The following is a 23,170-nucleotide window of genomic DNA, read 5'->3' on the forward strand; positions in this document are numbered from 1 at the left end:
GCTAATTATACTATTTCATTTAGTTGGGCTGATGGGCCTATCCATAAATATTTCACGTCCGTTTTTCCTGCAATTGGTACCTTACCATTTGTTGCTGATGCTGCTGATCCTGGTCTTTACCCATGACCGGTTAAACACAAAATTCGCACTTTTCTTTGCGGTTATATTTATTATTGGTTTTGCGGTTGAGTGGGTAGGCGTACATACCGGGATGATATTTGGCAATTATGTTTATGGCGATGTATTGGGTTTAAAACTTGACGCTGTTCCGCTAATAATTGGCGTTAACTGGTTTATATTGATCTATTCTGTTGGGGTGCTGTTACAACAAAGCCGTATCAAACCCGTTTGGGTGCGCATGCCGGTGGGCGCGCTAATATTGGTTTTGTTGGATGCTGCTATAGAGCCTGTAGCCGTTAAATTTAATTATTGGCACTGGGCAGGCAATACTATCCCAATTACAAATTATGTATGTTGGTTTATTATCGGCCTGGCGCTGCTTACTATATTTGAAATATCCCGGTTTAAAAAGCAAAGTATGGTGGGCGCTGTGTTGCTGGTTAGTCAGTTTATATTTTTTTTGGCGCTACTATCATACTAATGGTGTAAATTTGTATTGCAATGGCAGCATATCAGTTACAGGTTACTATAGATAAAGATTCGGGCTTTTGCTTTGGGGTGATCTATGCTATTGATATGGCAGAGGATATTTTAGAGGAAGATGGCTACCTTTATTGCTTAGGCGATATTGTGCATAATGATGAAGAAGTAGAACGCCTAAAGGCCCGTGGCTTACGCATTATTGACCACCAGGAGTTAAAAAATCTGCATAACGAAAAAGTGCTGATACGCGCCCATGGCGAAGCACCCGATACTTACCGTACCGCGTTAGAAAACAATATTACCCTGATAGATGCTTCATGCCCGGTAGTTTTGAAACTGCAAAACCGCATAAAAACATCATTTGACGCCAACGAAAAAATATTAATATTTGGCAAACATGGCCATGCCGAGGTTATTGGCCTGCAAGGACAAACCAACAACGAGGCGCTGGTTTTTCAGGATATTGCCGAACTGGATAATGTGGACCTGCCGCAAAACATTACGCTTTACAGCCAGACCACCAAAAGCATGGAAAAGTTTTACCAGGTAAAGGAAGAACTAACCGCACGGGGTTATGAGCTAAATGCCAACGATACCATTTGCCGCCAGGTATCAAATCGAGATAAGGACCTGCCCGCTTTTGTAAAAAACTTTGATAAAATTGTGTTTGTGTCTGGTGTAAAATCATCAAACGGAAAGGTATTGTTTGAGGTTTGCCGCAAGCATAATCCAGATACTTATTTTATTTCTTCTACCAGTGAGTTACAACAATCCATGTTCGCACCCGGCGATAAGATAGGTATAGCGGGCGCGACATCTACACCTATGTGGCTGATGGAAGAAGTGAAGGCGGAGTTGGAGAAGTATTAACCCCCCGCCTCCCTAAAGGTGGAGCAATTGTATTTGCCACATACAATTTTCTTGTAATATTGTTATTTTTGCGCACTTAAATTATGTCGAAAAAAGGAATTCTATTAGTTAACCTGGGTACGCCTGATAGTCCGAGTACCGCGGATGTAAGGAAATATTTAAACGAGTTTTTAATGGACCCAAGGGTAATAGATATTAACCCGGTATTGCGTACATTTTTAGTGCAGGGCATTATAGTGCCATTTCGTGCGCCAAAATCAGCCAAGCTATATCAGCAAATATGGAGCGCCGAAACCGGCTCGCCTTTATTGTATTACAGCAAACTACAACATAAGGCATTGCAGGAACGCTTAGGCGACGAGTACCATGTTGAATTAGCCATGCGCTATCAAAGCCCGTCTATCGAGTCGGCTTTACAAAGGTTGAAGGATGCATTGGTTAGTGATATTACGGTTATTCCTTTATTTCCTCAATATGCATCGGCAAGCACCGGTTCTGTGCATGATAAAGTGATGGAGCTGGTTAAAAGCTGGCAAACTATCCCTGATATTTCTTTTATCAATTCGTTTCATAATGATGAACTGATGATAGAAACCTTTGCTAACAATAGCCTTAAATATAAGCCCGAAACTTACGATCATGTTTTATTTAGCTTTCATGGTTTGCCCCAAAGGCAAATAAAAAAATGCGATCATACCCACAGTTATTGCCTGCAGATTGATGGCTGCTGCAATACGCTGAACGACACCAATAAATTTTGCTACTCTGCACAATCATATGATACGGCGCGCCTGATTGCCGAAAAAATGGGCCTGCCTAAAGAAAAATATACCGTTTGTTTTCAATCAAGATTAGGCAATGATCCATGGGTGCAGCCTTATACCAGCAAGGTGGTAGAACAATTGGCTAAAGAAGGCAAGAAACGCTTATTGGTATTTTGCCCCGCATTTGTTGCAGATTGCCTGGAAACCGTTTACGAAGTTACCGAGGAGTATGGCGGCGAATTTCGCGCCTTAGGCGGCGAGCATGTACAATTGGTAGAGAGCTTAAACGACTCGCCAATGTTTATTGATGCTTTGGAGAAAATGGCTAGAGCTTAATTAAGCCGCGGGTTTCCGTCTGCTGGCTATAATTCTTTCGCGGTGCTCTATACCCCAATTTTTCAACTCTTCCAATACTTTTTCAAGTGATTTGCTGTAAGGTGTAAGCTCATACGTTATAGAAACGGGCACTGTTGAAGAAACTTTGCGTACCAAAAACTCGTTTAATTCAAGTTCTCTTAACTCTTTGGATAATATTTTAGGCGTAATATCCTCCAATGCGCGTTGTATTTCATTAAATCGCTTTGGGCTACCGGTTAATGCAATCATTATAGGCAGTTTCCATTTACCGTTTAATACATATAATGTATCTCTAACAGCAGTTACGTCTGTATTACAAGTTTCTTTAGTATGTATAATCTTGTCGGCCCCGGTTTCCATATATGCTAATTAACTAACTATCCTAAAGGATACCACTATCCTTTAGGATAGTAGTATATAAATGATAGTAAATATATCTATTTTTGAAATAAAAAAAACAGAAATGAAAACCTTAAAAATTACTTATTGGATAACAACCGGAATAGTGGCATTAATGATGATGTTCTCTGCTTATGCCTACGTAACACAGGATACTGCGGCGAAGGGATTTCATCATTTAGGATACCCTGATTATTTTAGAGTTGAATTGGCTGTATGTAAATTGATTGGGGCAATATTATTACTGGCGCCCGTTGCAGTAAGGTTTAAAGAATGGGCCTATGCGGCATTCACTATTGTATTTATCTCTGCCTTTATAGCACACACCGCTTCAGGCGATCCTATAAGTATGCGTATTATGCCTGTTATTATTATGGGAATATTAATAGCATCTTATATTACTTATCATAAAATGAACAAAGCAGTATAAATGCAATTCAAGCTTACAAGGTTTAACAACTTTGTAAGCTTGATTAATTTCGCTTCTCTACCCTATCATAAAACCCGCCAAACGAATTCATTTTCACCGCGTCCTCTTTAAAAAACTCGCCGGGGAAACCCAGGTCTATTACACTTACCTCGTCCAGTTTTTGCAGGTGTTCTTTACTTAAAGTAACATTAATAGTTTTCAGATTATCTTCCAGCTGACTTACTTTGGTTGCACCAACTATCGGAATAGACGAAAATCCCTGGCTCATGGCCCACTGCAATGCTACATGGCTTGCCGATACGCCGAATTCATCAGCAATAGCAACAACAGCTTTGGTTATGTTTACGCTGCGCTCATCCAGCCGTTTGCTTTCAGGTTTAATTCGGCCCTGTTCGCCGCGTAAGTATTTACCGCTTAGTACACCGCCACCCAATGGCGCCCATGGTGTAACCGTCATCCCAAAATGTTTGGCCATCGGTATCAATTCGCGCTCGGGAGCGCGTTGTATCAGGCTGTACTCTACCTGCAGGGCCACAAATTGGCTCCAACCCATTAGCTCGGCCAAAGTATTACCTTTGGCTACTACCCAGGCAGGTGTATCGCTTATGGCCGCATAGTTTACCTTTCCTTGCCGTATCAGGTCGTCCATGGCACGCATCACCTCATCAATCGGGGTAATATCATCCCAAATGTGCAAGTATAGTACATCAATAAAGTCGGTCTTTAAGCGTTTCAGGCTTTCCTCAACGCTGCGCATCATATTCTTCCGGTTATTGCCCGATGCGTTAGGGTTGGTGGTGTTATCCTTTAATGAATACTTAGTAGCCAGCACAAAGTAATCCCGGCTATGGTTGTGTATGTATTCGCCTATTATTTTTTCACTGGTACCCAGTTTATACACATTTGCCGTATCTAAAAAATTACCTCCTGCATTTGCAAAGGCATCCATTATGGCAAAGCTGGTTTCTTTATCGGCACCCCATCCGGCCTCTGTGCCAAAACCCATAGTGCCCAGGCAAAGTTCAGAAACCTTTAGGCCAGACCGTCCTAATAATTTGTAGTTCATGATAGATCTCTTTATTTAAACAAACGTATTAATAAAAACGTATTTTGATGGACTAAATTTTAAAACCAGGATACTTAAACAGATCTTTTGCTATAACCTTTGAAAGGATTGCTGACAATAATTATTAGCATGCTTGTTTTCAGTTAATTGTATTTTTTGGTGTCCCAGGTGTCCCAGGTGTATCGACGTGTCCCTGGGACGGTACGGTAATAACATTTAACGGGTAAACAGGTTCACTATTACAAAAAAATAGCGATGAATTTGAAATCCATCGCTATTAATAAATGCCTCACTTTCGGGGTGTGCGTGTGTTGTTTATATCTTTTTCTCCGCGTGCGGCGACAGATCAAAAGGCACTACCACTTTAAAGCTTACGTTACGGCCCATATTAAAAATACCTCGTTGCACGCCGGGTGCAGTATTGGTATTATCAAAATATTTTAACCTGCTCATGTTTGACTGATAGTTAACATTGGCAAGATTAGTGCCTTCAATAAATAATTCTACTACTTTCTTACCCGCTTTATTAACAAGGTTGCCGCCTAATCCGGCGCTTAACAGGTTATAACCCGCTGTATAGGTTTCTGTGCCGTAAGCAGAGAAGAACCGATTCTGCGCGCTATAATGATCTAAGCCAACAAAAGCATATAAGCTTTTAATAGCGCCAAACCCTTTGTTAAATGCTCCGCGCAATTCTGAGTGCGTATGCACTGGCGGTATAAATGGCAGGTATTTCAAGCTATCAGGCACTTTGCCGCCATTGCCTAAGTTGGTACCATAAGTTAATGCAACAGAGTTTTCAAAATGCAGCCACGATGTTGGGTGAATATCTAAACTAACCTCGCCCCCATTAATGCGTGCATGGCTTTGTGTATAAGTAAATATGGCATAAAGAGGGAATGCGGGATTAACAGCAGGCGAACCATCAGGATTTAATACCTGCTGCTGGTATATATAGTTCTGAATATTATTATTAAATACCTCAACACTGGCCGATACATTTGGTAAAGTAATGAAAGCGCCTATATCTTCCTGCACACTAAACTCGGGCTTAAAGCTGCTGTTACCTACATGATAGATCTGCGAGCCCGGGTCGGGGCCATTGGCTGAGAGTTCTGCAATACTTGGCGCACGGAAACCACGCGAAATATTTGCCTTCAATAAAAATGCATCCGAGAAATTATAGGTAGCGCCAAAGCTTCCGGACATACCGGTAAACGTTTTATTTAAAGCGGTAAACTGGCTGTATACACTCGGTGTGCCGGTAGGGTTGCTGCCGGTATATAATTGCGGATATTTGCTGCTGGTATCAATATAAGCGGCTTGTCCGCTAAATGAACGGCGGTCATACCGGGCTCCTCCCGAAAGATCTAATTTACCAAAGCTCTTTTTCACAATAAAGAACGGACCAATGTCAAACTGGTGATATGCCGGTATTGGGAAAGCGGTAGCATCGCCAATAGTATTGTTCTGGTACTGCCCGTTAAGGCCAAAAGTAGTTTCATAACCATTGCCAATAATTTGGTTATACTTAAAATCATAAGTATAGGTGGTTAAATGCAGGTTAAGACCGGCAATGGTGGCATCTTCGGGGTGTGTATATTCCCTGCGATGACTAAATTGGTATCCTAAGTTAACTATCAGGTTACCGTTACCTAAATTAAAACTGCTGTTATTATAGATGCGGTAAAGTTGTACATGCTGATGCAGAACCGGTATGGCGTATGAGTTTAATTCTGACTGTGATACAATTGGCCGATACAGATCACTCTCTGTAATTTGTTTGGTGAATTGGCGCGTCACAGAATCGCGGCTGCCATCTGGGATGTCTTGCTCATCATCAAATAATGAAGCGTTAAAATATGAATATCCCCATGATTTATTCAGCCCCACCATTACACGTGCATCCTTTTCTTTAAATCCGGTAGCATAAACACGCCCATCATGCTGGTTCTGGTAATCCTTCGCTTCTTTGGCCGAAAGTATTGTTCCCCATATTAAACCATTATTGTTGCCCTGCAACCTGAATGAGCTATTTAATAAGCCCTGGTTGGTGCCATACGTACCCTGCACCGATCCTAATATGGTGCCATCCGGCACCGGTGGCGGCGATATTAAGTTAACAACACCGCCAATAGCGTCAGACCCATAAGATAAACTGGCGGGGCCCTTTATAACCTCTACCCGGTCAATCGAATTTTGGTCAACTTCAACACCGTGCTCATCGCCCCATTGCTGGCCCTCCTGGCGTATGCCATCCATTAAAGTAATAACCCGGTTATAGCCCAGGCCATGTATAAATGGTTTTGAAATATTGGGTCCTGTTGTTACCGCGCTTACACCCGGCAAATTGGCTATCATATCAATTACATTACCCGCAGCCGAACGTTGGTCAATATATGCTTTACCAACGGCTATCATAGGTACCGGGCTTCTTTTTAGCTCAGTAGCTTTACTCACGCCGGTAATAATTACCTCGCCGGTTTCGATAGATGATTCCTGTAACTGCACATCTAATACCGTAGTTTTAGAAAAATCAACTTTTTGGGTAAATGTTGAATAACCTAAATAGCTTATCTGCACTAAATAAACTCCTTTTGATAGCCGGTTTATTGCAAACTTGCCATTAGCGTCAGTATTAGTGCCTATTTTCAGATCGGGTATGTTTATGGTTGCGCCTATTATGGGCGTGCCGTCTTTTTTATCGGTTACCGTTCCCGTTAATGCTCCGGGGTCAATATCAGCACCTTTTGTTATGATAGAACCTGCCAGTAAAATAAACAGCAGGCCAATTAATTTTATATTTAGTCTCATTATGATTTATGTTTTTGAAATATGCCTATTCTTTTTGGTGAATAGCTTCATACTTATTTGCTCTTAAAAAATGGAATCAGAAATTGTTTTGAACGATTTTAAAACAATCAATTATATTAGCAGGATGCTAAAACAGGGGGAGCACGCCCGGCAGACAATACAAGCGCAAGGCTTATAAACTCATAATTATAAACGGTATAAAAATGATTTGTAACAATATTGGGACTAACGTAATTGTAGTGGTTAATTACCGCATTTGCATGTTGCATAGCATCGCACAACGCACATTTTTCCTGAATTACAGTATGTGATTGATTCTTAGCCCACTTATGTGAATTGCTGGCACTACCTGCAATTTTTCTGTGCTGATGCGCATAAACCACACACTGGCCCGCTATAAAGCAGACTAATAACAGCCAGGAGTAAAAAATATTTGCCTTGTTCCTTTTCAAATCAGCAGGTAGCTTTTTTTATAAAGCCGAAATTACGCATTAAAATGCAAAACCAATACACAAAAGCAATATAGTTGCAATACCAATGCCGTTTTAACTATAAACATCCAAGCCATCAATGTATATTTGTTGCCATGACACCGGCAGAGATCAACAAAAAATGGAGTGAGTTACAAATAAGGATAGCAGAAGATTTTGACAGCGAAAAACCCGATGTTAAAGTGATGTTATTTTTAATAGGTGTGCAGGAACTAGGGCAAGGCCCGCGTAAATTTAGCAAGCGCCAAAAAGAAGAGCTGATGCATATAGCCAACTGCAAATTATTTAGCCTGATGGGGTTTTATGAGCTGGAAGGCCTGGACCAGGATGGCTGGCCACACTGGAAACTGGTAAAAACTATTCCAAATTATACTTTATTAGAGCAGGAAATGACACTAAAAACCTTAATAATTAACTATTTTGAGGAAGAAAATATTTAGCAATATGAAAAACCTCATTACCGCAATTCTTTTACTAATAACGCTTACCTCGTTTGCTAAACCACCCAAAAACCAATATGTACGGGTAAGTACAGCTTATGGCAATTGCATCATCAGATTATACAACGAAACCCCAAAGCACCGCGATAATTTTATCAAGCTAACTAAAAAAGGTTTCTATAACGGCACATTGTTTCATAGGGTGATACAAAACTTTATGATACAGGGTGGCGATCCTGATTCAAGAGATACCAGCAAAAACAAACCGGGTGCCGAATTGGGTAATGGCGATGTTGGCTATACCGTACCTGCCGAGTTTAGGGATAGCTTGTTCCATAAACGCGGTGTGCTGGCCGCTGCCCGTGATGATAACCCAACTAAAGCATCAAGCGGCTGCCAGTTTTATATTGTAGAAGGGAAACGCTTTACTGATGAGGATCTGGATAAACTGATTAAAGGAAGAATGAAAGACAGGGTAATACCCCAATCGCAGCGCGAAATTTATAAAACAGTTGGTGGCGTACCGCACCTTGACCAGGCCTACACTGTATATGGCGAGGTAGTAACAGGTATTGATATGGTGGACCGTATTGCTGCCGTAAAGAAAGATAAGAATGATCGTCCGTTGGAAAATGTGCCCATGACGGTAAGCTTATTGAAGAAAAGAGAATGCAGGCAGTTAGATAAACTATTGGGCCTTACTAAATAACACAATGAAAATAATCACTTATAACGTTAACGGCATCCGCTCGGCTATCAACAAAAACTGGCTGGCCTGGCTACAGGCTACCGATGCCGATGTTGTTTGCCTGCAGGAAATTAAGGCTACGCCTGATGTATTAACCGACCTGCATTTGGTAGAGCAAATAGGGTACCAGCACTACTGGTTCCCGGCAGAGAAAAAAGGTTATAGCGGTACCGCAATATTTACCAAACGCACACCAAATCATATAGAATATGGATGCGGCATAGCCGATTTTGACCGCGAGGGACGTAATATCCGGGTTGATTTTGATGAGGTATCGGTAATGAGCGTTTATTTCCCGTCGGGTTCAAGCGGCGAGGATAGACAAGCATTTAAGTTTCGGTTTTTAGATGAGTTTGGCAAATACCTTACCCTGCTTAAGGTGACTCACCCAAGATTGGTTATTTGTGGCGATTATAATATTTGTCATCGCCCTATTGATATTCATAATCCAAAATCAAACGCCAAATCATCCGGCTTTTTGCCCGAGGAAAGAGAATGGATGGAGAACTTTATGGAATCGGGGTATGTGGATACTTTCCGCTATTTAAACAAAGAGCCGCATAATTATACCTGGTGGAGTTTCCGCTTTAACGCCCGCTCTAAAAACCTGGGTTGGCGCATTGATTATGCTTTGGCCAGTAAAGAATTAGAAGATAACATTAAACGCGTAGCCATACTGCCCGAGGCAAAGCATTCTGACCATTGCCCGGTTTTATTGGAGATGGAGTTTTAAATAGAAATTAGATGAGGCCGTATCAAAATTCAATTGATACGGCCTCTTTATATATATAGTTAGGGTTTTTAATTGATACCTATAGCGGCAGCTACCTGGCTATAGTTATTTAAGTTAAGCCCCGGGTTATGTAGCATTAAAGGGGTAAGTGCAGTACCGGGAACTACCACTACCCTTATATCGAGGCCCGTTGCTGTAAAGCTTGCTTTAAGATCTACATATCCTACGCCATATGCCTGCAAATTTAAGGTATTGCCGCTTTCACTATATGGTAAGGCAAACCATGATGTAGAAACACCGGTGTTTCTAAAATAAACTAAAATTAGGCCCTGATCAACAATTGCCTGGGTTATTGCCGGCACCAAAAACGGTGTACTACCGGCCAAATAAACACTTTGATTAGTAAATAAGTAACTTCCAATATTTGTAGAGGCGCCGGCGGCCCCTGTTGCACCGGTAGCCCCTGTTGCGCCCGCAGCACCATCAGCGCCCGTTGCACCAGTAGCGCCCGTTGCGCCTGCAGGGCCGGCGGCACCTGTGGCTCCTGTAGCACCGGCAACCCCTTGCGGCCCGCCGGGACCTACGGCCCCTGCAGCACCTGTTGCCCCGGTAGCTCCAGTTGTACCATTGGTGCCGTTAGCTCCAGTTGGGCCTGGTGTAGTGCTTTTACAAGCGTTTAAACCAATAACAGCCAAGGTAAATAAAGGTAATATGTATTTGATTTTCATAATTCGGATATAAGTACTATATATAGCATTTAGCTTTTACGCAACATTATACATATAGTTTCATTTGTTTTTTAGCAAGGTAATTAAGCTTTTGATTTTACAATATTAACGCGTGCAGTCTTTGTTAATAAGTTAACAAATGTTTGTAAAAGTATTGAGATAGTTAAAACTAATGTTCTTTCTTTTCGTTAAATCAACTAAACTATTAACCTAATGGATAATATACGTAACCTACATACCAAAGTGCATACATGGATCGATACTATTGGTTTCATGCTTAACACATCGCAAACTGACAAAAAAAACAAGATAACAACCAATCATTATTTTTTTGAAACTTTTAATTTCTTCGAAAGAAATAAGGATGGTGACACAAAAAATTCAAAATTTTTGTGTTTCGATATGTACGGCGAAAAAGTAAATGTACGGTCGTTGCTTGACCTGCAGGCGGCGTTTTTTGAAAACATAAGCCAGCTTAAATAGTAATTGAATTTTTTTAAAGTTTAATCTTTTCTAAATTCTTCGTTTAAGGGTAATTGGAATGTTATAATATTTTTTATCCCGATAAATTCGTAGCAAATAGGTACGACCATTTTGCGATTTGAACAGCTCATCAATATGTTGTAACGACATTTCACTAACCGCCCTAAAATTTATTAATACTATTTCATCATCCTTTTCCAGGCCAATATCATCAGCTGCCGATCCCGGTTCAACCTTGTTGATGATCAGGTGATTAAATCCATCTCCGGCTGCGTAATACCATAGGCCGCTCATATCATGCTCATCTACGGCGCCAAAGCCCGCCCGGGATTTTAAATAGAGCAAGCCATTGGGGTAATCAAATATAATATCAAATTTTTTAAGCAGGCTAATACCAATATTGCCATCACGCGGCACACTAAATGACCGCTCCTCATCCGGGAAAGCTGCTATCACATTCTTTAGTTTATATTTCCCAAGGTCAACCTCCTGTATGCGGCTAAGCGAACCGCTAATAAGACCCCTTATCCCCATGCCCAAACTTGCACTGATAAATTTTTTTTGAAGCGCGTTCTTATTTGGTACATTTTCCAGCGATATAAAATGCCCGGCACCTAAATCAATAATTAATTTACTATTTATTGCCGTACCGTTGGCATATACAACTTTGGTATTAAGATAGGGTTTCCTGTTTTCAATTGTTATTGGTATGCTTGTTCCTTTTTTAAAGAAGCGCATGTTTTTTGGTTCAGAAACTCTTATTACACTGTCTGTAAAATTTATATTAACAGCCAGGTGATTAAAAAACTCATAACCTAATAAACCATGTATAGCTATGCCTGCATAATTTGAAAGACTAAAATGATCTTTTTTTAAGATAGCGGCTGCTACATTATGACTAATTAACCCCGGAATATCAATTTTTAATGGAGGCGTTACATAAGCATCAAAATCATCGCCTTCGCCAAAGCCAGACATTTTTATGGTTCTCTTGCCCTCCATTTTTATAGAGTCGACCAATGTGGGTTCAGTTATCAGCATAAAACCCACGCCAGTATCTAAAACAAAGTTATAGGGCCCTTTATTATTTATTTTAAGCTCTATTACAACCAGGTTACGCACCAACCTAAACGGAATAGTTACGCGCCGGACATTATCCATGGAAAAATACTGTGCCTGCGTTGTAGTAAAAAAACAACAACCTAATAAACAGGATAACCATATAGCACTTATACGTATCATATAATTTAGCAAGGCGTTAATTGGTTACTAAATTTACAACTAATACGCTTTAAAACGGCATCTTAATTACACAGATTTGGCATGTCAGGTTTTTTCGGGCGTTTTGAGTTCGCCTTTCAGATCGGGATTTTGCGCGGGTAATGTTTTTACAGTATGTTCCACTTCGGTTTGAACTACATGTACAGCGTATTCGGCAGGTTCTATCTTACATCCCACAGCTTCGGCATAAACTTGGGTAAACTCTGCGCCAATGTATAATATGGCCGCGGTATAATATATCCATAACAATAATAGAATAATAGACCCGGCAGCACCATAGGCCGAGCTTTGTGCTGTATATTGAAGATATAAGCCTATAGCATATTGGCCCAGCATAAATAGTAATGCCGTAAAAATGGCGCCCGAACGTACATCCTTCCACCGTATTTTAACATCGGGCAATACTTTAAATATAATGGCAAATAGTACAGAAATTGCAATAAGCGTTATGCCCGTATTAACCACTTTTATTAATAGATTGGTTACATAAGGTAAAAAATGAAGCAGCTTTTTACTTAATGCATCCATCAAAAAATTAATTACTAATGATACCAGCAACAAGAAGCCTAAACTAATAATAAGCGAGAATGACAGAAACCTGTTTTGAATTAGTTTAAGCCAGCCTTTTTTGGGTTTGGCTTTTACTCTCCATATTATATTTATTGAGTCCTGTATCTCAACAAACATGCTGCTTGCTCCTATCATCAGGGTTATTACACCAATTATAACAGCCGTACCGGTTTTGCCCGAAAAAGCCAGGCTTTTTAACATTTCCTGTATCTGTAGCGCGGCCGACTTGCCAACATATTGTGCAATTTGGGGATACAAGTTATTGGTTATAGCATCATGCGCAAAAAATAAACCGGCTAATGAAATTACCAATATTAAAAGCGGGGCTAAAGAAAAAACCGTGTAATAGGCCAGCGATGCACTTAGTTTTAAACCATTATCATTAATAAAGCCGCCAAAGGTGGCCACTAAAATTTTCCACAGCTTTTTTAGATACTCTTTCTTAAATATTCTCATACTAAATAAAATATATTGTATACCGGTATAAATAAGCGCACATTTTGCCATGAAAAAACTAAGCTATTTTAACGGCAGGCAATTATTAAACTAATAGTAGTTAGTTTATTACTTAGCAATTTTAGTGCCTTTACTTAAAAAATTAATATTTTAAATTGTAAGGGAAACCGAAAGCAGTGAAGCCGCTAATGATATATAGGCTTATCAAATGCGGGGCAGCAAAGAGCAGTACTTAAACGGCAGCGTAAACAATTAATTTATATGCTACCCAATAGGCCTTTAATGGTGCGAAACAATTAATAGGTCAAGATCTTTGCTGGGTAACGAAAAGCGTTCGGCAATATGTTTATTGGTTAGGTGGCCTTGGTAAATGTATACAGCTTCGCGCACGCCCGATTTTTGCCAGATAACATTCTTTACACCGCCATGCTCACCAATCTCTAACAAAATAGGGGTAAAAATATTAGTTAAGGCATAAGTTGCGGTACGCGCCACACGCGATGCAATGTTTGGCACACAATAGTGTATAACATCATATTTTCTAAATATTGGGTGGGTATGGTTGGTAATCTCTGAGGTTTCAAAACAACCGCCCTGGTCAATACTTACATCAATAATTACCGAGTTTGGTTTCATTTTACTTACCGTAGTTTCTGTTACAATACAAGGGCTGCGGCCATCTTCGGCCCGCAGGGCGCCAATGGCCACATCGCAAGTTGTAATGGCTTTCTCTAAAACTATAGGTTGCACTACCGAGGTAAATACCCTTGCGCCAATATTATTTTGCAACCGGCGCAGTTTATATATCGATGGGTCAAAAACCTTTACTTCGGCACCTAATGATATGGCGGTACGCGCGGCATATTCGCCTACGGTGCCAGCACCCAAAATTACAATTTCTGTTGGCGGTACACCAGTTACGCCACCAAGCATTAAACCTTTGCCTTCAAATACGTTGCTTAGGTATTCGGCAGCAATTAATATAGAGGTTGCGCCTACTATCTCGCTCATGGCTCTTACTACCGATAAAGAGTTTCCCTCATCACGCAGGTGCTCAAAAGATAGCGCGGTAACTTGTTTTTTTAATAAAGCTTGCAGGCATTCGACCTTTAGGGTTGATATTTGCAGGGTAGATATCAATATCTGGCCGGGCTTCATCATCTCTATTTCCTGCAAGGTAGGCGGGGCTATTTTTATAATGATATCGGCCTCATAAACTTTTTTGGTGTCGAAAACAATTTGCGCGCCTTGCTCGGCATAATCCTGGTTTAAAAATTTAGCTGCTTTACCGGCATTGCTTTCCAGCATTACCTCATGCCCATTATTAACTAACAGCGCGACAGATAGCGGGGTGAGGGGGATACGGTTTTCCTGGAAAGAAATCTCCTTCGGAATGCCAATATAAAGTTTATTTTTTTTGTTCTTTATTTCAAGCATCGACTCCTGTGGCTGCATCATTGCCTGCTTGGCAACATCTGAAAACCCGCTATATTTCCCTGAACTCATGGCGTTTTATTTATGGCTGATGAAGATAAGCAAAATAGATTAAATTTTTTCTATGGATATTTTCCTTTTGTTATCATTTAAAACAGCTATGCTGATACTGATATAATGATGAGGCAACATATCAGGGATTTTTTCGGGCCACTCTAAAAAACAGTAATTGCCAGAGTAAAAGTATTCTTCGGCACCCATATCCAATGCTTCGGTTTGGTTTTTAAGCCGATAAAAATCGAAGTGATAAATTTTAGAGTCTCCGGCATATTCATTCACTATAGCAAACGTTGGGCTGGTTACTGAGCCGGTTACACCCAATACTTCACACAGTGATTTAATGAGCGTGGTTTTGCCGGCACCCATATCGCCGTGAAAAAGAAATATTTTTTCATTGCCTGCATGGGTTAGTATTTGTGATGCAATTGCAGGTAATTCTGAAAGGGATAAGGCGGTTAAAGTCACGTGAAACAATTATAAAGCCGCCATTGCGGGTACTTACCAGGGAAAACCCTGGTAAGTACCCGCAATGGCTATTCAAAAATACAAAATAACTGTGAATTACTTAGGCCCGTAGGTAACAATCGGGATGATCATTTCTTCTAACGAAATACCTCCATGCTGGAAGGTTTCATTATAAAAATTAACAAAATGGTTGTAGTTATTCGGGTAAACAAAGTAGGTATCTTCCTTAGCAAATACAAAGCTTGAGCTTACGTGCAGGCGCGGCAGCATAGCATCGTGCGGGTTACGTATATGGAACACATCCTTAGGATTAAAATTAAGGTTACGCCCTTGTTTATAACGCAGATTGGTGTTTGTATTTCTGTCGCCAATAATTTTGCTTGGCTTTTTAACTCGTATTGTGCCATGGTCGGTAGTAATAACTACACGCGCTTGTTTTTGCGCTAAAAACTTAAGCAGATCGAACAAAGGCGAGTGCTCGAACCAGGACAGGGTTAATGAACGATAGGCGGCATCATCACTGGCCAACTCACGTATCATTTGCATATCTGTACGGGCATGCGATAGCATATCCACAAAGTTATATACCACTACGTTCAGGTCATTCTTCATCAGGTTGCTAATCGAATCATTAAGCGCGCGACCCTCATCTAAGTTTAAAATTTTATGGTATGAGTGTTTGCAATCTTTACGATAAACCCGGGTTATCTGGTCGGCTATAAAATCAGATTCGAACAGGTTTTTGCCGCCCTCGTCCTCATCATTTTGCCACATTTCCGGGTAACGTTTTTCCATCTCCAGTGGCATCAGGCCCGAAAAAATAGAGTTACGCGCGTATTGGGTTGCAGTAGGTAAAATACTATAATAAGTATCTTCCTCTTCCATCCTGAAATATTCTGATATGATAGGATTAATGATCTTAAACTGATCATACCTTAAGTTATCAATCAATATAAAAAACAAGGGGCCCTTGCCATCCAGTTTCGGGAACACTTTCTTTTTAAATAACTGTGTAGAGCTGGTTGGCGCAGTATCGGGGTTTTTTACCCAATCTAAATAATTACGTTCAACAAACTTGCAGAATTGTGTATTGGCCTCTGCCTTTTGCAGCGTAAGTATTTCGTGCATGCCGGCATCTTCCAGCTGTTGTAATTCAAGCTCCCAGTAAATTAATTTTTTATAAACATCAACCCATTCCTGGTGGTCAAGGTTATCATTAAGCGTAATACCCAGGTTCCTGAAATCCTGCTGGTAGGCCATGGTGGTTTTTTCGGTTACCAGACGCTTGTTTTCTGTAAGCTTTTTTATGGTAAGCAGTATTTGCTTGGGGTGTACGGGTTTAATAAGATAATCGTCAATTTTTGATCCGATGGCATCTTCCATTAAATATTCCTCCTCGTTTTTGGTTATCATCACGATAGGAACATCATTGTTTAAATTTTTTATTTGTGCCAGAGTTTCAATTCCGGTTAAACCCGGCATATTTTCATCTAAAAAAACCAAATCAAAATAGTTATTTTTGAAAGCTTCAACCGCGTCATTTCCGTTAGTTACGGTAGTAACTTTGTAGCCTTTTTCATTTAAAAAAAGTATATGTGGTTTTAACAGGTCAATCTCGTCATCAGCCCAAAGTATAGTGGTATCCTGCATTGTAATATAATTTATAATATCAGTAAAAAAATGCCGTTCAAGTAAATCAGGCAGAAAAAGCGCAATTTATACTAAACATACCGATATAACCTCAAAGCGAACGTTTTGTTACATATTATGGCAAAGTATTAACAAAAATTAACACTTTTGTTTGCAGCGAATAAATTACATATTGAATAAGAAGAAAATCATTAACGACCCGGTTTACGGATTTATAACTATACCTACCGAATTGGTGTTTGACTTGATCGAACACCCTTATTTTCAGCGGTTAAGATATATTAAGCAATTAGGCATGACCCACCTGGTTTATCCGGGAGCGCTGCATACCCGTTTTCATCACGCGCTGGGCGCTATGCATCTTATGAAGATGGCTATTGAAACTCTGAGGGGAAAAGGCCATGCCATTAGCGCAGAAGAGGAAGAGGCTGTAACTATAGCTATACTACTGCATGATGTTGGGCACGGCCCGTTTTCGCACGCTTTAGAGAATACTATTGTTAAAGGCGTATCGCATGAAGACATATCCATCATGCTAATGAATAAACTCAACGAGCAGTTTAATGGGCGCCTTACTATGGCTATTAGTATTTTTATGGATACTTATCACCGGCGTTTTTTACATCAGCTGGTATCAAGTCAGCTGGATATGGATAGGCTGGATTACCTTAACCGCGACAGCTTCTTTACAGGAGTATCCGAAGGTGTAATCAGTTCTGACCGCATCATTAAAATGCTTAATGTAAAAGACGACAATGTGGTTATTGAAGAAAAGGGCATTTACTCTGTAGAGAAATTTATTATAGCGCGCCGTTTAATGTACTGGCAGGTTTACCTGCATAAAACCGTTATAGCTGCCGAGCAGCTGTTGGTTAAAATACTCGAACGCAGTAGAGAATTGGTTTTAAGAGGAGAAAAATTATTTGCTACACCGGCCCTTAATCATTTTTTGACCAGGGAACTGGTAAAAGAAGAATTTATACAAGACGGCCACCTGGAAATATTTACCCGCTTGGATGATACCGATATTTTATCGGCAGTAAAAGTTTGGGCCCATAACGATGACTTTGTGCTGGCCAAATTATGTGACGATTTTGTACACCGCAAACTTTTTCAAGTTGATATTACCAACGAACCGGCTGATAAGCAATTGGTAGCCGATTTAATTGCGAATGCCGTTGCAAAATATGGTATTACTAAAACGGAAGCTGGTTATTTTGTTTTTACTGATGCTATTAGAAATAATGCCTATAGAGTAGGCGATGGCAATATTGGCGTATTAATGAAAGATGGAACTATAAAAGATATTGCAGCAGCCAGTGATTACTCAAATTTAGAGGCATTGGCTAAAACGATAGAAAAAAATACACTTTGCTACAGTAAAGATTTGGTGAGTAAATATTAGTTATTAGAGACGGAAGATTAGCTAATGGCTAATCTTTATGCGCTACAATGAGCCCCTGATCTTAATTAACTAATCTTCAATCTCTAATCTTTAACAACTAATTAATAACTTTGCCCAATGCAATTTACCGCCCAGCAAATAGCTTTAGTACTCAACGGAACAGTTGAAGGTGACCCGTTAGTAGCGGTTAATCGACTGGCTAAAATAGAAGAAGCCGGTGAAGGCTCGCTTTCATTTTTGGCTAATCCTAAATATGAGCAGTACCTGTACAGCACCAATGCTTCCATAGTTATTGTTAATAATGATCTGGTACTTGCCAATATGGTAAAGGCTACGCTGATACGGGTAGAAAATGCCTACAGCGCATTTTCTGTATTGCTTGAACAATACAATACCATAAAATTAAATAAAAGCGGTATTGAGCAGCCTTGCTATATAGACCCATCGGCACAAATTGGCCAGAATGTGTACATAGGCGCGTTCGCTTATATCGGCCCTGGTGTTAAACTGGGCGATAACAGCAAGGTTTACCCTAATGCTTACATTGGTGATAATGTAAGCATCGGTAAAAACGTTACGCTGTTCTCGGGCGTGAAGGTATATTTTGATTGTGTTTTGGGTGATAATGTAATTGTACACTCGGGCGCAATAGTTGGCAGCGATGGTTTTGGGTTTGCACCCAATGCCGACGGCACTTATCAAAAAATAGCCCAAATAGGTAATGTGATTCTGGAGGACAATGTTGAGGTTGGCTCCAATACCACTATTGACAGGGCAACCATGGGGTCGACCATTATACGCAAAGGCGTGAAGCTGGATAACCTGATACAGATAGCACACAACGTAGAGATAGGCAGTAATACCGTTATAGCTGCACAAACCGGAATATCCGGCAGTACCAAGATTGGTGAACAGGTAATATTAGGCGGCCAGGTTGGCGTGGTGGGGCATATTAACATTGCCAAAGGATCACAAGTGCAGGCACAATCAGGCATAAGCCGTACTATTGTTGACGAAAATAAAAAATGGGCCGGAAGCCCGGCGGTCGCGTATAACAACAATATGCGGTCACAAGTCGTTATACAACGCCTGCCCGATCTGGAAAAAAGAATTGAAGAATTAGAAAAAATAATTGCTGAACTGCGTAAGGACAGTTAATTAGTCATTGGTCATTAGTTAATTGGGCAATGACGCCCAATTAACTAATGACCAATGACTAATGACCAATGAACTAACAAAGAATGAATATAAAACAAAGAACTATTAAGGCGCCTGTTTCTGTTTCGGGTTCAGGGTTGCACACCGGCGAAAAGGTGACGATGACTTTTAAACCCGCTCCCGAAAACCATGGCTATAAATTTAGAAGGATAGATATAGAGGGCATGCCAATTATTGATGCCGATGTAGATAACGTTACTGATACCTCACGTGGTACCACCATCTCGCAAAACGGTGCGAGCGTAAGCACTATAGAACACGTATTGGCCGCTTTGGTGGGCTTAGAGGTAGATAATGTGCTTATTGATATGGATGGCCCCGAAACCCCCATAATGGACGGCAGCTCTATACAGTTTGTTGATGCCATGTCGGCAATAGGGTTTGTTGATCAGGAAGCCGACCGCGAATATTACCACATACCTTATAACATACATTATTCTGAACCTGACCGGAAAGTTGAAATGGTGGCTATGCCATTAGATGATGATTACCGTTTTACCTGCATGGTTGATTATAACTCGCAGGTTTTGGGCAGCCAGCATGCAAGCATATCGTCAATAACAGAGTTTGTTGATGACATTGCTTCATGCCGCACCTTTTGCTTTTTGCATGAGCTGGAAATGTTGTTAAAGCATGACCTGATAAAAGGCGGTGATTTGAATAATGCCATAGTAGTAGTTGATAAAGATGTTGACGATGAAGAGCTGGCACATTTAGCCAAGCTATTTAACCGCAAGGATATTAAAGTTGCACCGCAGGGTATATTAAACAATATTGAACTGCGCCACCAAAACGAGCCGGCAAGGCATAAGTTGCTGGATATGATAGGTGATTTGGCGCTGGTGGGTGTCCCCATCCGCGGACATATTATGGCGGCCAGGCCCGGCCATGCTGCAAACGTAGCCTTTGCTAAGAAAATAAAAACCCTTATCAAAAAGGAGCGCAGCCGGAAACACTTTAAGGTTTACGATCCTAACATGAAGCCGGTTTATGATACCGTGCAGATAATGAATATTTTGCCGCACCGCTACCCCATGTTAATGATCGATAAAATATTGGAATTAACAAAAAACCATGTGGTAGGGTTAAAGAATGTAACCATGAACGAAGGAATATTTATGGGCCATTTTCCCGGCGCGCCATTGTTCCCCGGTGTGCTGCAAATTGAGGCTATGGCACAAACCGGGGGTATACTGGTTTTAAATACCGTACCCGATCCGCAAAACTATATCACCCTGTTTTTAAAAATAGAAAATGCCCGTTTTAAAGATAAAGTTGTACCGGGCGATACCCTGATATTTCATTGTAATTTAATAGCACCTATACGCCGTGGTATTGCACAAATGAAAGGCATTGGCATGGTAGGTGAGCGTATAGTGGTAGAGGCCGAGTTAATGGCACAAATTGTTAAAAAAACAAAAATTGAAGAAGTATGATCCAGCCATTAGCATATATACACCCACAGGCCAAAATAGCCGACAATGTAGTGATTGAACCCTTTGTTACCATACATAAGGATGTTGAGATAGGCGAAGGCACCTGGATAGGCTCTAACTCTGTAATTATGGATGGCGCCCGCATAGGTAAAAATTGCCGCATATTCCCGGGCGCTGTAGTTTCTGCACCACCGCAGGATCTGAAATACAAAGGCGAGCCAAGTACCGTTACTATTGGGGATAATACCGTCATCCGCGAATGCGTGACCCTTAACCGCGGTACTGCTTTAGATAAAAACACAACCACTATAGGCAGCAATTGCCTGTTAATGGCCTATGTACACGTAGCGCACGATTGCGTTATTGGCGATAATGTAATTATTGCAAACGCTGTGCAGCTTGCCGGTCACATTAACGTATATGATTATGCTTTCATAGGCGGCACATCGGCCGTACACCAGTTTGTAGAGATAGGCGCGCATAGCATGATATCCGGCGGATCGTTAGTTCGTAAAGACGTGCCGCCATTTACAAAGGCCGGTCGCGAGCCGTTATCATATATCGGTATAAACTCGGTTGGTTTGCGCCGAAGGGGATTTTCTGCTACTACTATTAATGAGATACAAGAGATCTATCGTATTATATTTTTGAAGAAGTATAACATGACAAAAGCGCTTGATATTATTGAAGCTGAATTTAACCCAACTGTTGAGCGCGACGAAATCATAAACTTCGTGCAGAACTCGCAGCGTGGCATCATGAAGGGGTTTGGCAGCAGTTAGTCATTGGTCACTGGTCATTAGTCATTAGTAATGTGGGTTAGGCCTGGCAACATGACGGATCGGTTAATATCAAAAGGTTCGCACAAATGACAAATGACAAATGACAATTGACAAAATATCCATCATGCTAAATCAAATTGGCCGTCGTTTTAACCGCGACTGGATTTTCAGGGGAGTTGATTGTGTTTTTACCAGTGGAGAAAGCTATGCAATATTGGGCCCGAACGGTTCGGGAAAATCAACATTATTACAAATATTGAATGGCAGCCTGACACCATCTGCAGGGACAATAAACTATTTTTTTGAGGGTATACCGGTTGATGTTGAGCAGGTTTTTCAGCACCTAAGCTTTGCTGCCCCATACCTTGAACTAATTGAGGAGTTTACGCTGGAAGAAATGATAGACTTTCATTTTAAATTTAAAAAATACAAAACAGGTATGGATAAAGCGGCAGTTATTAACCTGCTTAACTTGCCCGGCAGTATGCACAAGCTGATCCGTTATTTCTCATCAGGCATGAAACAGCGGGTAAAACTGGCGCTGGCTTTTTGTGCCGATACCCCCATACTAATGCTGGATGAACCCACCAGTAACCTTGATACGCAAGGTGTTGATTGGTATTTAAATTTGGTACAGCAATTCGCACTGAACCGCTTAACTGTTGTCTGTTCTAACCAGGAGCATGAGTATAGCTTTTGTAAGCATAGGCTAAGTATAACTGATTATAAATAACAAGGTAAAATCCTTTTAACTTTTACCTCTAACTTTTCACCCCACCTCTCCCCTTGTATCTTTGCCCGTAACTAACTAATTTTGCGCCTCAATATAAATTGTTATGTCTAAAGCATCCGAAATAAAAAATGGCAACATACTTCGTTTTAACGGAGAATTGTTACAGGTAGAAGAATTTTTACACCGTACACCAGGTAACCTGCGCGCTTTTTACCAGGCACGCATGCGTAATGTAAAGAGCGGAAAATTGGTTGAATACCGTTTCCGTACCGACGAGGATGTAACTATTGCCCGTGTTGAAACAAACAATTACCAATATTTATATGATGACGGTTCTGGACTGGTTATCATGGATAACGATACTTACGATCAGCATACTGTACCTAAGGCTCTGTTTGGCAATGCCGTAAAATTTTTAAAAGAAGGAATGAATGTTATAGTCGCTTTTGAAAGCGAAGAACCTATAATGGGCCAGATACCCGGATCAGCCGAATTGGAAATTACTTATACCGAGCCAGCCGTAAAAGGCGATACCTCAACAGGCGCGCTAAAGAAAGCTACCGTTGAAACCGGCGCGGAAATTAACGTTCCGCTGTTTATCAATATTGGTGATAAGGTAAAAGTTGATACGGCAAGCGGCTCATACGTTGAACGGGTGAAGGGGTAGACCCCACAGCCCTAAAAGCATAAAATAAAAAAGCCTCCAATTTGGAGGCTTTTTTATTTATAACCTTCTTTTGTCATTCTAAGCGAT

23 protein-coding genes are annotated in these 23,170 nt (G+C 40.7%); 14 read left to right on the forward strand and 9 right to left on the reverse strand.

What is annotated here, in order from left to right; genetic code table 11:
* From JWP71_RS13845 to hemH, 3 genes are all read left to right on the forward strand, one after another.
* On the forward strand, window positions 1-601 hold a 601-nt coding region (locus JWP71_RS13845), incomplete at its 5' end, for a carotenoid biosynthesis protein (RefSeq protein ID WP_299501032.1).
* Between the two features lie 20 nt (window positions 602-621).
* On the forward strand, window positions 622-1,473 hold the full coding sequence (locus JWP71_RS13850) for a 4-hydroxy-3-methylbut-2-enyl diphosphate reductase (protein ID WP_299501034.1): 852 nt from the start codon (window positions 622-624) through the stop codon (window positions 1,471-1,473).
* A gap of 83 nt (window positions 1,474-1,556) precedes the next feature.
* Window positions 1,557-2,573 (forward strand): ferrochelatase, encoded by a 1,017-nt coding sequence (hemH, locus tag JWP71_RS13855; protein ID WP_299501036.1) that lies wholly within the window; start codon window positions 1,557-1,559, stop codon window positions 2,571-2,573.
* Here the strand turns inward: hemH and JWP71_RS13860 are convergent, their stop codons facing one another.
* Window positions 2,574-2,954 (reverse strand): helix-turn-helix domain-containing protein, encoded by a 381-nt coding sequence (locus JWP71_RS13860; protein ID WP_299501038.1) that lies wholly within the window; start codon window positions 2,952-2,954, stop codon window positions 2,574-2,576.
* Window positions 2,955-3,057: 103 nt separating this feature from the next.
* Here JWP71_RS13860 and JWP71_RS13865 point away from each other — a divergent pair, with 103 nt between their 5' ends.
* A complete protein-coding gene (locus JWP71_RS13865) occupies window positions 3,058-3,423 on the forward strand; it encodes a DoxX family protein (protein ID WP_299501041.1) in 366 nt (121 codons plus the stop codon).
* A 43-nt stretch (window positions 3,424-3,466) separates the two neighbouring features.
* Here JWP71_RS13865 and JWP71_RS13870 read toward each other — a convergent pair whose 3' ends face one another.
* On the reverse strand, window positions 3,467-4,489 hold the full coding sequence (locus JWP71_RS13870) for an aldo/keto reductase (RefSeq protein WP_299501044.1): 1,023 nt from the start codon (window positions 4,487-4,489) through the stop codon (window positions 3,467-3,469).
* Between the two features lie 315 nt (window positions 4,490-4,804).
* On the reverse strand, window positions 4,805-7,303 hold the full coding sequence (locus JWP71_RS13875) for a TonB-dependent receptor (RefSeq protein ID WP_299501046.1): 2,499 nt from the start codon (window positions 7,301-7,303) through the stop codon (window positions 4,805-4,807).
* A gap of 586 nt (window positions 7,304-7,889) precedes the next feature.
* Here JWP71_RS13875 and JWP71_RS13880 point away from each other — a divergent pair.
* The 3 genes from JWP71_RS13880 to JWP71_RS13890 are packed head-to-tail and all read left to right on the forward strand — an operon-like array spanning window position 7,890 to window position 9,715.
* On the forward strand, window positions 7,890-8,234 hold the full coding sequence (locus JWP71_RS13880) for a hypothetical protein (RefSeq protein WP_299501048.1): 345 nt from the start codon (window positions 7,890-7,892) through the stop codon (window positions 8,232-8,234).
* Between the two features lie 4 nt (window positions 8,235-8,238).
* Window positions 8,239-8,943, forward strand: a complete 705-nt coding sequence (locus JWP71_RS13885) for a peptidylprolyl isomerase (RefSeq protein ID WP_299501050.1) — start codon at window positions 8,239-8,241, stop codon at window positions 8,941-8,943.
* A gap of 4 nt (window positions 8,944-8,947) precedes the next feature.
* Window positions 8,948-9,715 (forward strand): exodeoxyribonuclease III, encoded by a 768-nt coding sequence (locus tag JWP71_RS13890; protein ID WP_299501052.1) that lies wholly within the window; start codon window positions 8,948-8,950, stop codon window positions 9,713-9,715.
* Between the two features lie 68 nt (window positions 9,716-9,783).
* On the opposite strand, the gene JWP71_RS13895 is transcribed toward JWP71_RS13890, so the two are convergent.
* Complete coding sequence (locus JWP71_RS13895) at window positions 9,784-10,443, reverse strand: hypothetical protein (RefSeq protein ID WP_299501053.1); 660 nt, start codon at window positions 10,441-10,443, stop codon at window positions 9,784-9,786.
* Between the two features lie 213 nt (window positions 10,444-10,656).
* On the opposite strand from JWP71_RS13895, the gene JWP71_RS13900 reads away from it, so the two are divergent.
* Window positions 10,657-10,926: a hypothetical protein gene (locus tag JWP71_RS13900; RefSeq protein ID WP_299501056.1), complete on the forward strand. Its 270-nt coding sequence runs from the start codon at window positions 10,657-10,659 to the stop codon at window positions 10,924-10,926.
* A gap of 30 nt (window positions 10,927-10,956) precedes the next feature.
* On the opposite strand, the gene JWP71_RS13905 is transcribed toward JWP71_RS13900, so the two are convergent.
* The 5 genes from JWP71_RS13905 to JWP71_RS13925 all read right to left on the reverse strand — a co-directional run bounded on the left by JWP71_RS13905 (window position 10,957) and on the right by JWP71_RS13925 (window position 16,842).
* Window positions 10,957-12,168: an aspartyl protease family protein gene (locus tag JWP71_RS13905; protein ID WP_299501059.1), complete on the reverse strand. Its 1,212-nt coding sequence runs from the start codon at window positions 12,166-12,168 to the stop codon at window positions 10,957-10,959.
* A gap of 84 nt (window positions 12,169-12,252) precedes the next feature.
* Entirely contained in the window at window positions 12,253-13,233 is a 981-nt protein-coding gene (locus JWP71_RS13910; RefSeq protein WP_299501062.1) for a YihY/virulence factor BrkB family protein, read from the reverse strand.
* 279 nt (window positions 13,234-13,512) lie between these two features.
* Window positions 13,513-14,739: an alanine dehydrogenase gene (locus tag JWP71_RS13915; protein WP_299501064.1), complete on the reverse strand. Its 1,227-nt coding sequence runs from the start codon at window positions 14,737-14,739 to the stop codon at window positions 13,513-13,515.
* Between the two features lie 39 nt (window positions 14,740-14,778).
* Entirely contained in the window at window positions 14,779-15,192 is a 414-nt protein-coding gene (gene tsaE / locus JWP71_RS13920) for a tRNA (adenosine(37)-N6)-threonylcarbamoyltransferase complex ATPase subunit type 1 TsaE (protein ID WP_299501066.1), read from the reverse strand.
* 96 nt (window positions 15,193-15,288) lie between these two features.
* Complete coding sequence (locus tag JWP71_RS13925; RefSeq protein ID WP_299501069.1) at window positions 15,289-16,842, reverse strand: bifunctional response regulator/alkaline phosphatase family protein; 1,554 nt, start codon at window positions 16,840-16,842, stop codon at window positions 15,289-15,291.
* A gap of 172 nt (window positions 16,843-17,014) precedes the next feature.
* On the opposite strand from JWP71_RS13925, the gene JWP71_RS13930 reads away from it, so the two are divergent.
* The 6 genes from JWP71_RS13930 to efp all read left to right on the forward strand — a co-directional run bounded on the left by JWP71_RS13930 (window position 17,015) and on the right by efp (window position 23,083).
* Window positions 17,015-18,247, forward strand: coding sequence for an HD domain-containing protein (locus JWP71_RS13930; RefSeq protein WP_299501071.1), 1,233 nt, complete (start codon window positions 17,015-17,017; stop codon window positions 18,245-18,247).
* Between the two features lie 117 nt (window positions 18,248-18,364).
* On the forward strand, window positions 18,365-19,405 hold the full coding sequence (gene lpxD / locus JWP71_RS13935; protein WP_299501074.1) for a UDP-3-O-(3-hydroxymyristoyl)glucosamine N-acyltransferase: 1,041 nt from the start codon (window positions 18,365-18,367) through the stop codon (window positions 19,403-19,405).
* 83 nt (window positions 19,406-19,488) lie between these two features.
* A complete protein-coding gene (locus JWP71_RS13940; protein ID WP_299501077.1) occupies window positions 19,489-20,901 on the forward strand; it encodes a bifunctional UDP-3-O-[3-hydroxymyristoyl] N-acetylglucosamine deacetylase/3-hydroxyacyl-ACP dehydratase in 1,413 nt (470 codons plus the stop codon).
* Window positions 20,898-21,683 carry an acyl-ACP--UDP-N-acetylglucosamine O-acyltransferase gene (gene lpxA / locus JWP71_RS13945; RefSeq protein WP_299501079.1) on the forward strand — a complete coding sequence of 262 codons (786 nt, stop codon included), beginning with the start codon at window positions 20,898-20,900 and terminating at the stop codon, window positions 21,681-21,683. Before JWP71_RS13940 ends, lpxA begins: the two co-directional genes overlap by 4 nt.
* Window positions 21,684-21,783: 100 nt before the next feature.
* Window positions 21,784-22,416: an ABC transporter ATP-binding protein gene (locus JWP71_RS13950; RefSeq protein ID WP_299501081.1), complete on the forward strand. Its 633-nt coding sequence runs from the start codon at window positions 21,784-21,786 to the stop codon at window positions 22,414-22,416.
* A gap of 103 nt (window positions 22,417-22,519) precedes the next feature.
* On the forward strand, window positions 22,520-23,083 hold the full coding sequence (gene efp, locus JWP71_RS13955) for an elongation factor P (RefSeq protein ID WP_299501083.1): 564 nt from the start codon (window positions 22,520-22,522) through the stop codon (window positions 23,081-23,083).
* The last annotated feature ends 87 nt before the right edge of the window (window positions 23,084-23,170 follow it).

The sequence above is a fragment of the Mucilaginibacter sp. genome (genome assembly GCF_028287845.1).
In the GTDB taxonomy this organism is placed as follows: domain Bacteria; phylum Bacteroidota; class Bacteroidia; order Sphingobacteriales; family Sphingobacteriaceae; genus Mucilaginibacter.

Coding starts and splice junctions, on each gene's coding strand:
- JWP71_RS13870 (WP_299501044.1), bottom strand. CDS start 4,489: ATGAACTACAAATTATTAGGACGGTCTGGCCTAAAGGTTTCTGAACTT.
- JWP71_RS13875 (WP_299501046.1), bottom strand. CDS start 7,303: ATGAGACTAAATATAAAATTAATTGGCCTGCTGTTTATTTTACTGGCA.
- hemH (WP_299501036.1), top strand. CDS start 1,557: ATGTCGAAAAAAGGAATTCTATTAGTTAACCTGGGTACGCCTGATAGT.
- efp (WP_299501083.1), top strand. CDS start 22,520: ATGTCTAAAGCATCCGAAATAAAAAATGGCAACATACTTCGTTTTAAC.
- JWP71_RS13860 (WP_299501038.1), bottom strand. CDS start 2,954: ATGGAAACCGGGGCCGACAAGATTATACATACTAAAGAAACTTGTAAT.
- JWP71_RS13915 (WP_299501064.1), bottom strand. CDS start 14,739: ATGAGTTCAGGGAAATATAGCGGGTTTTCAGATGTTGCCAAGCAGGCA.
- JWP71_RS13890 (WP_299501052.1), top strand. CDS start 8,948: ATGAAAATAATCACTTATAACGTTAACGGCATCCGCTCGGCTATCAAC.
- JWP71_RS13885 (WP_299501050.1), top strand. CDS start 8,239: ATGAAAAACCTCATTACCGCAATTCTTTTACTAATAACGCTTACCTCG.
- JWP71_RS13950 (WP_299501081.1), top strand. CDS start 21,784: ATGACAATTGACAAAATATCCATCATGCTAAATCAAATTGGCCGTCGT.
- JWP71_RS13910 (WP_299501062.1), bottom strand. CDS start 13,233: ATGAGAATATTTAAGAAAGAGTATCTAAAAAAGCTGTGGAAAATTTTA.
- JWP71_RS13940 (WP_299501077.1), top strand. CDS start 19,489: ATGAATATAAAACAAAGAACTATTAAGGCGCCTGTTTCTGTTTCGGGT.
- JWP71_RS13880 (WP_299501048.1), top strand. CDS start 7,890: ATGACACCGGCAGAGATCAACAAAAAATGGAGTGAGTTACAAATAAGG.
- lpxA (WP_299501079.1), top strand. CDS start 20,898: ATGATCCAGCCATTAGCATATATACACCCACAGGCCAAAATAGCCGAC.
- JWP71_RS13900 (WP_299501056.1), top strand. CDS start 10,657: ATGGATAATATACGTAACCTACATACCAAAGTGCATACATGGATCGAT.
- JWP71_RS13925 (WP_299501069.1), bottom strand. CDS start 16,842: ATGCAGGATACCACTATACTTTGGGCTGATGACGAGATTGACCTGTTA.
- JWP71_RS13865 (WP_299501041.1), top strand. CDS start 3,058: ATGAAAACCTTAAAAATTACTTATTGGATAACAACCGGAATAGTGGCA.
- JWP71_RS13850 (WP_299501034.1), top strand. CDS start 622: ATGGCAGCATATCAGTTACAGGTTACTATAGATAAAGATTCGGGCTTT.
- JWP71_RS13905 (WP_299501059.1), bottom strand. CDS start 12,168: ATGATACGTATAAGTGCTATATGGTTATCCTGTTTATTAGGTTGTTGT.
- lpxD (WP_299501074.1), top strand. CDS start 18,365: ATGCAATTTACCGCCCAGCAAATAGCTTTAGTACTCAACGGAACAGTT.
- JWP71_RS13895 (WP_299501053.1), bottom strand. CDS start 10,443: ATGAAAATCAAATACATATTACCTTTATTTACCTTGGCTGTTATTGGT.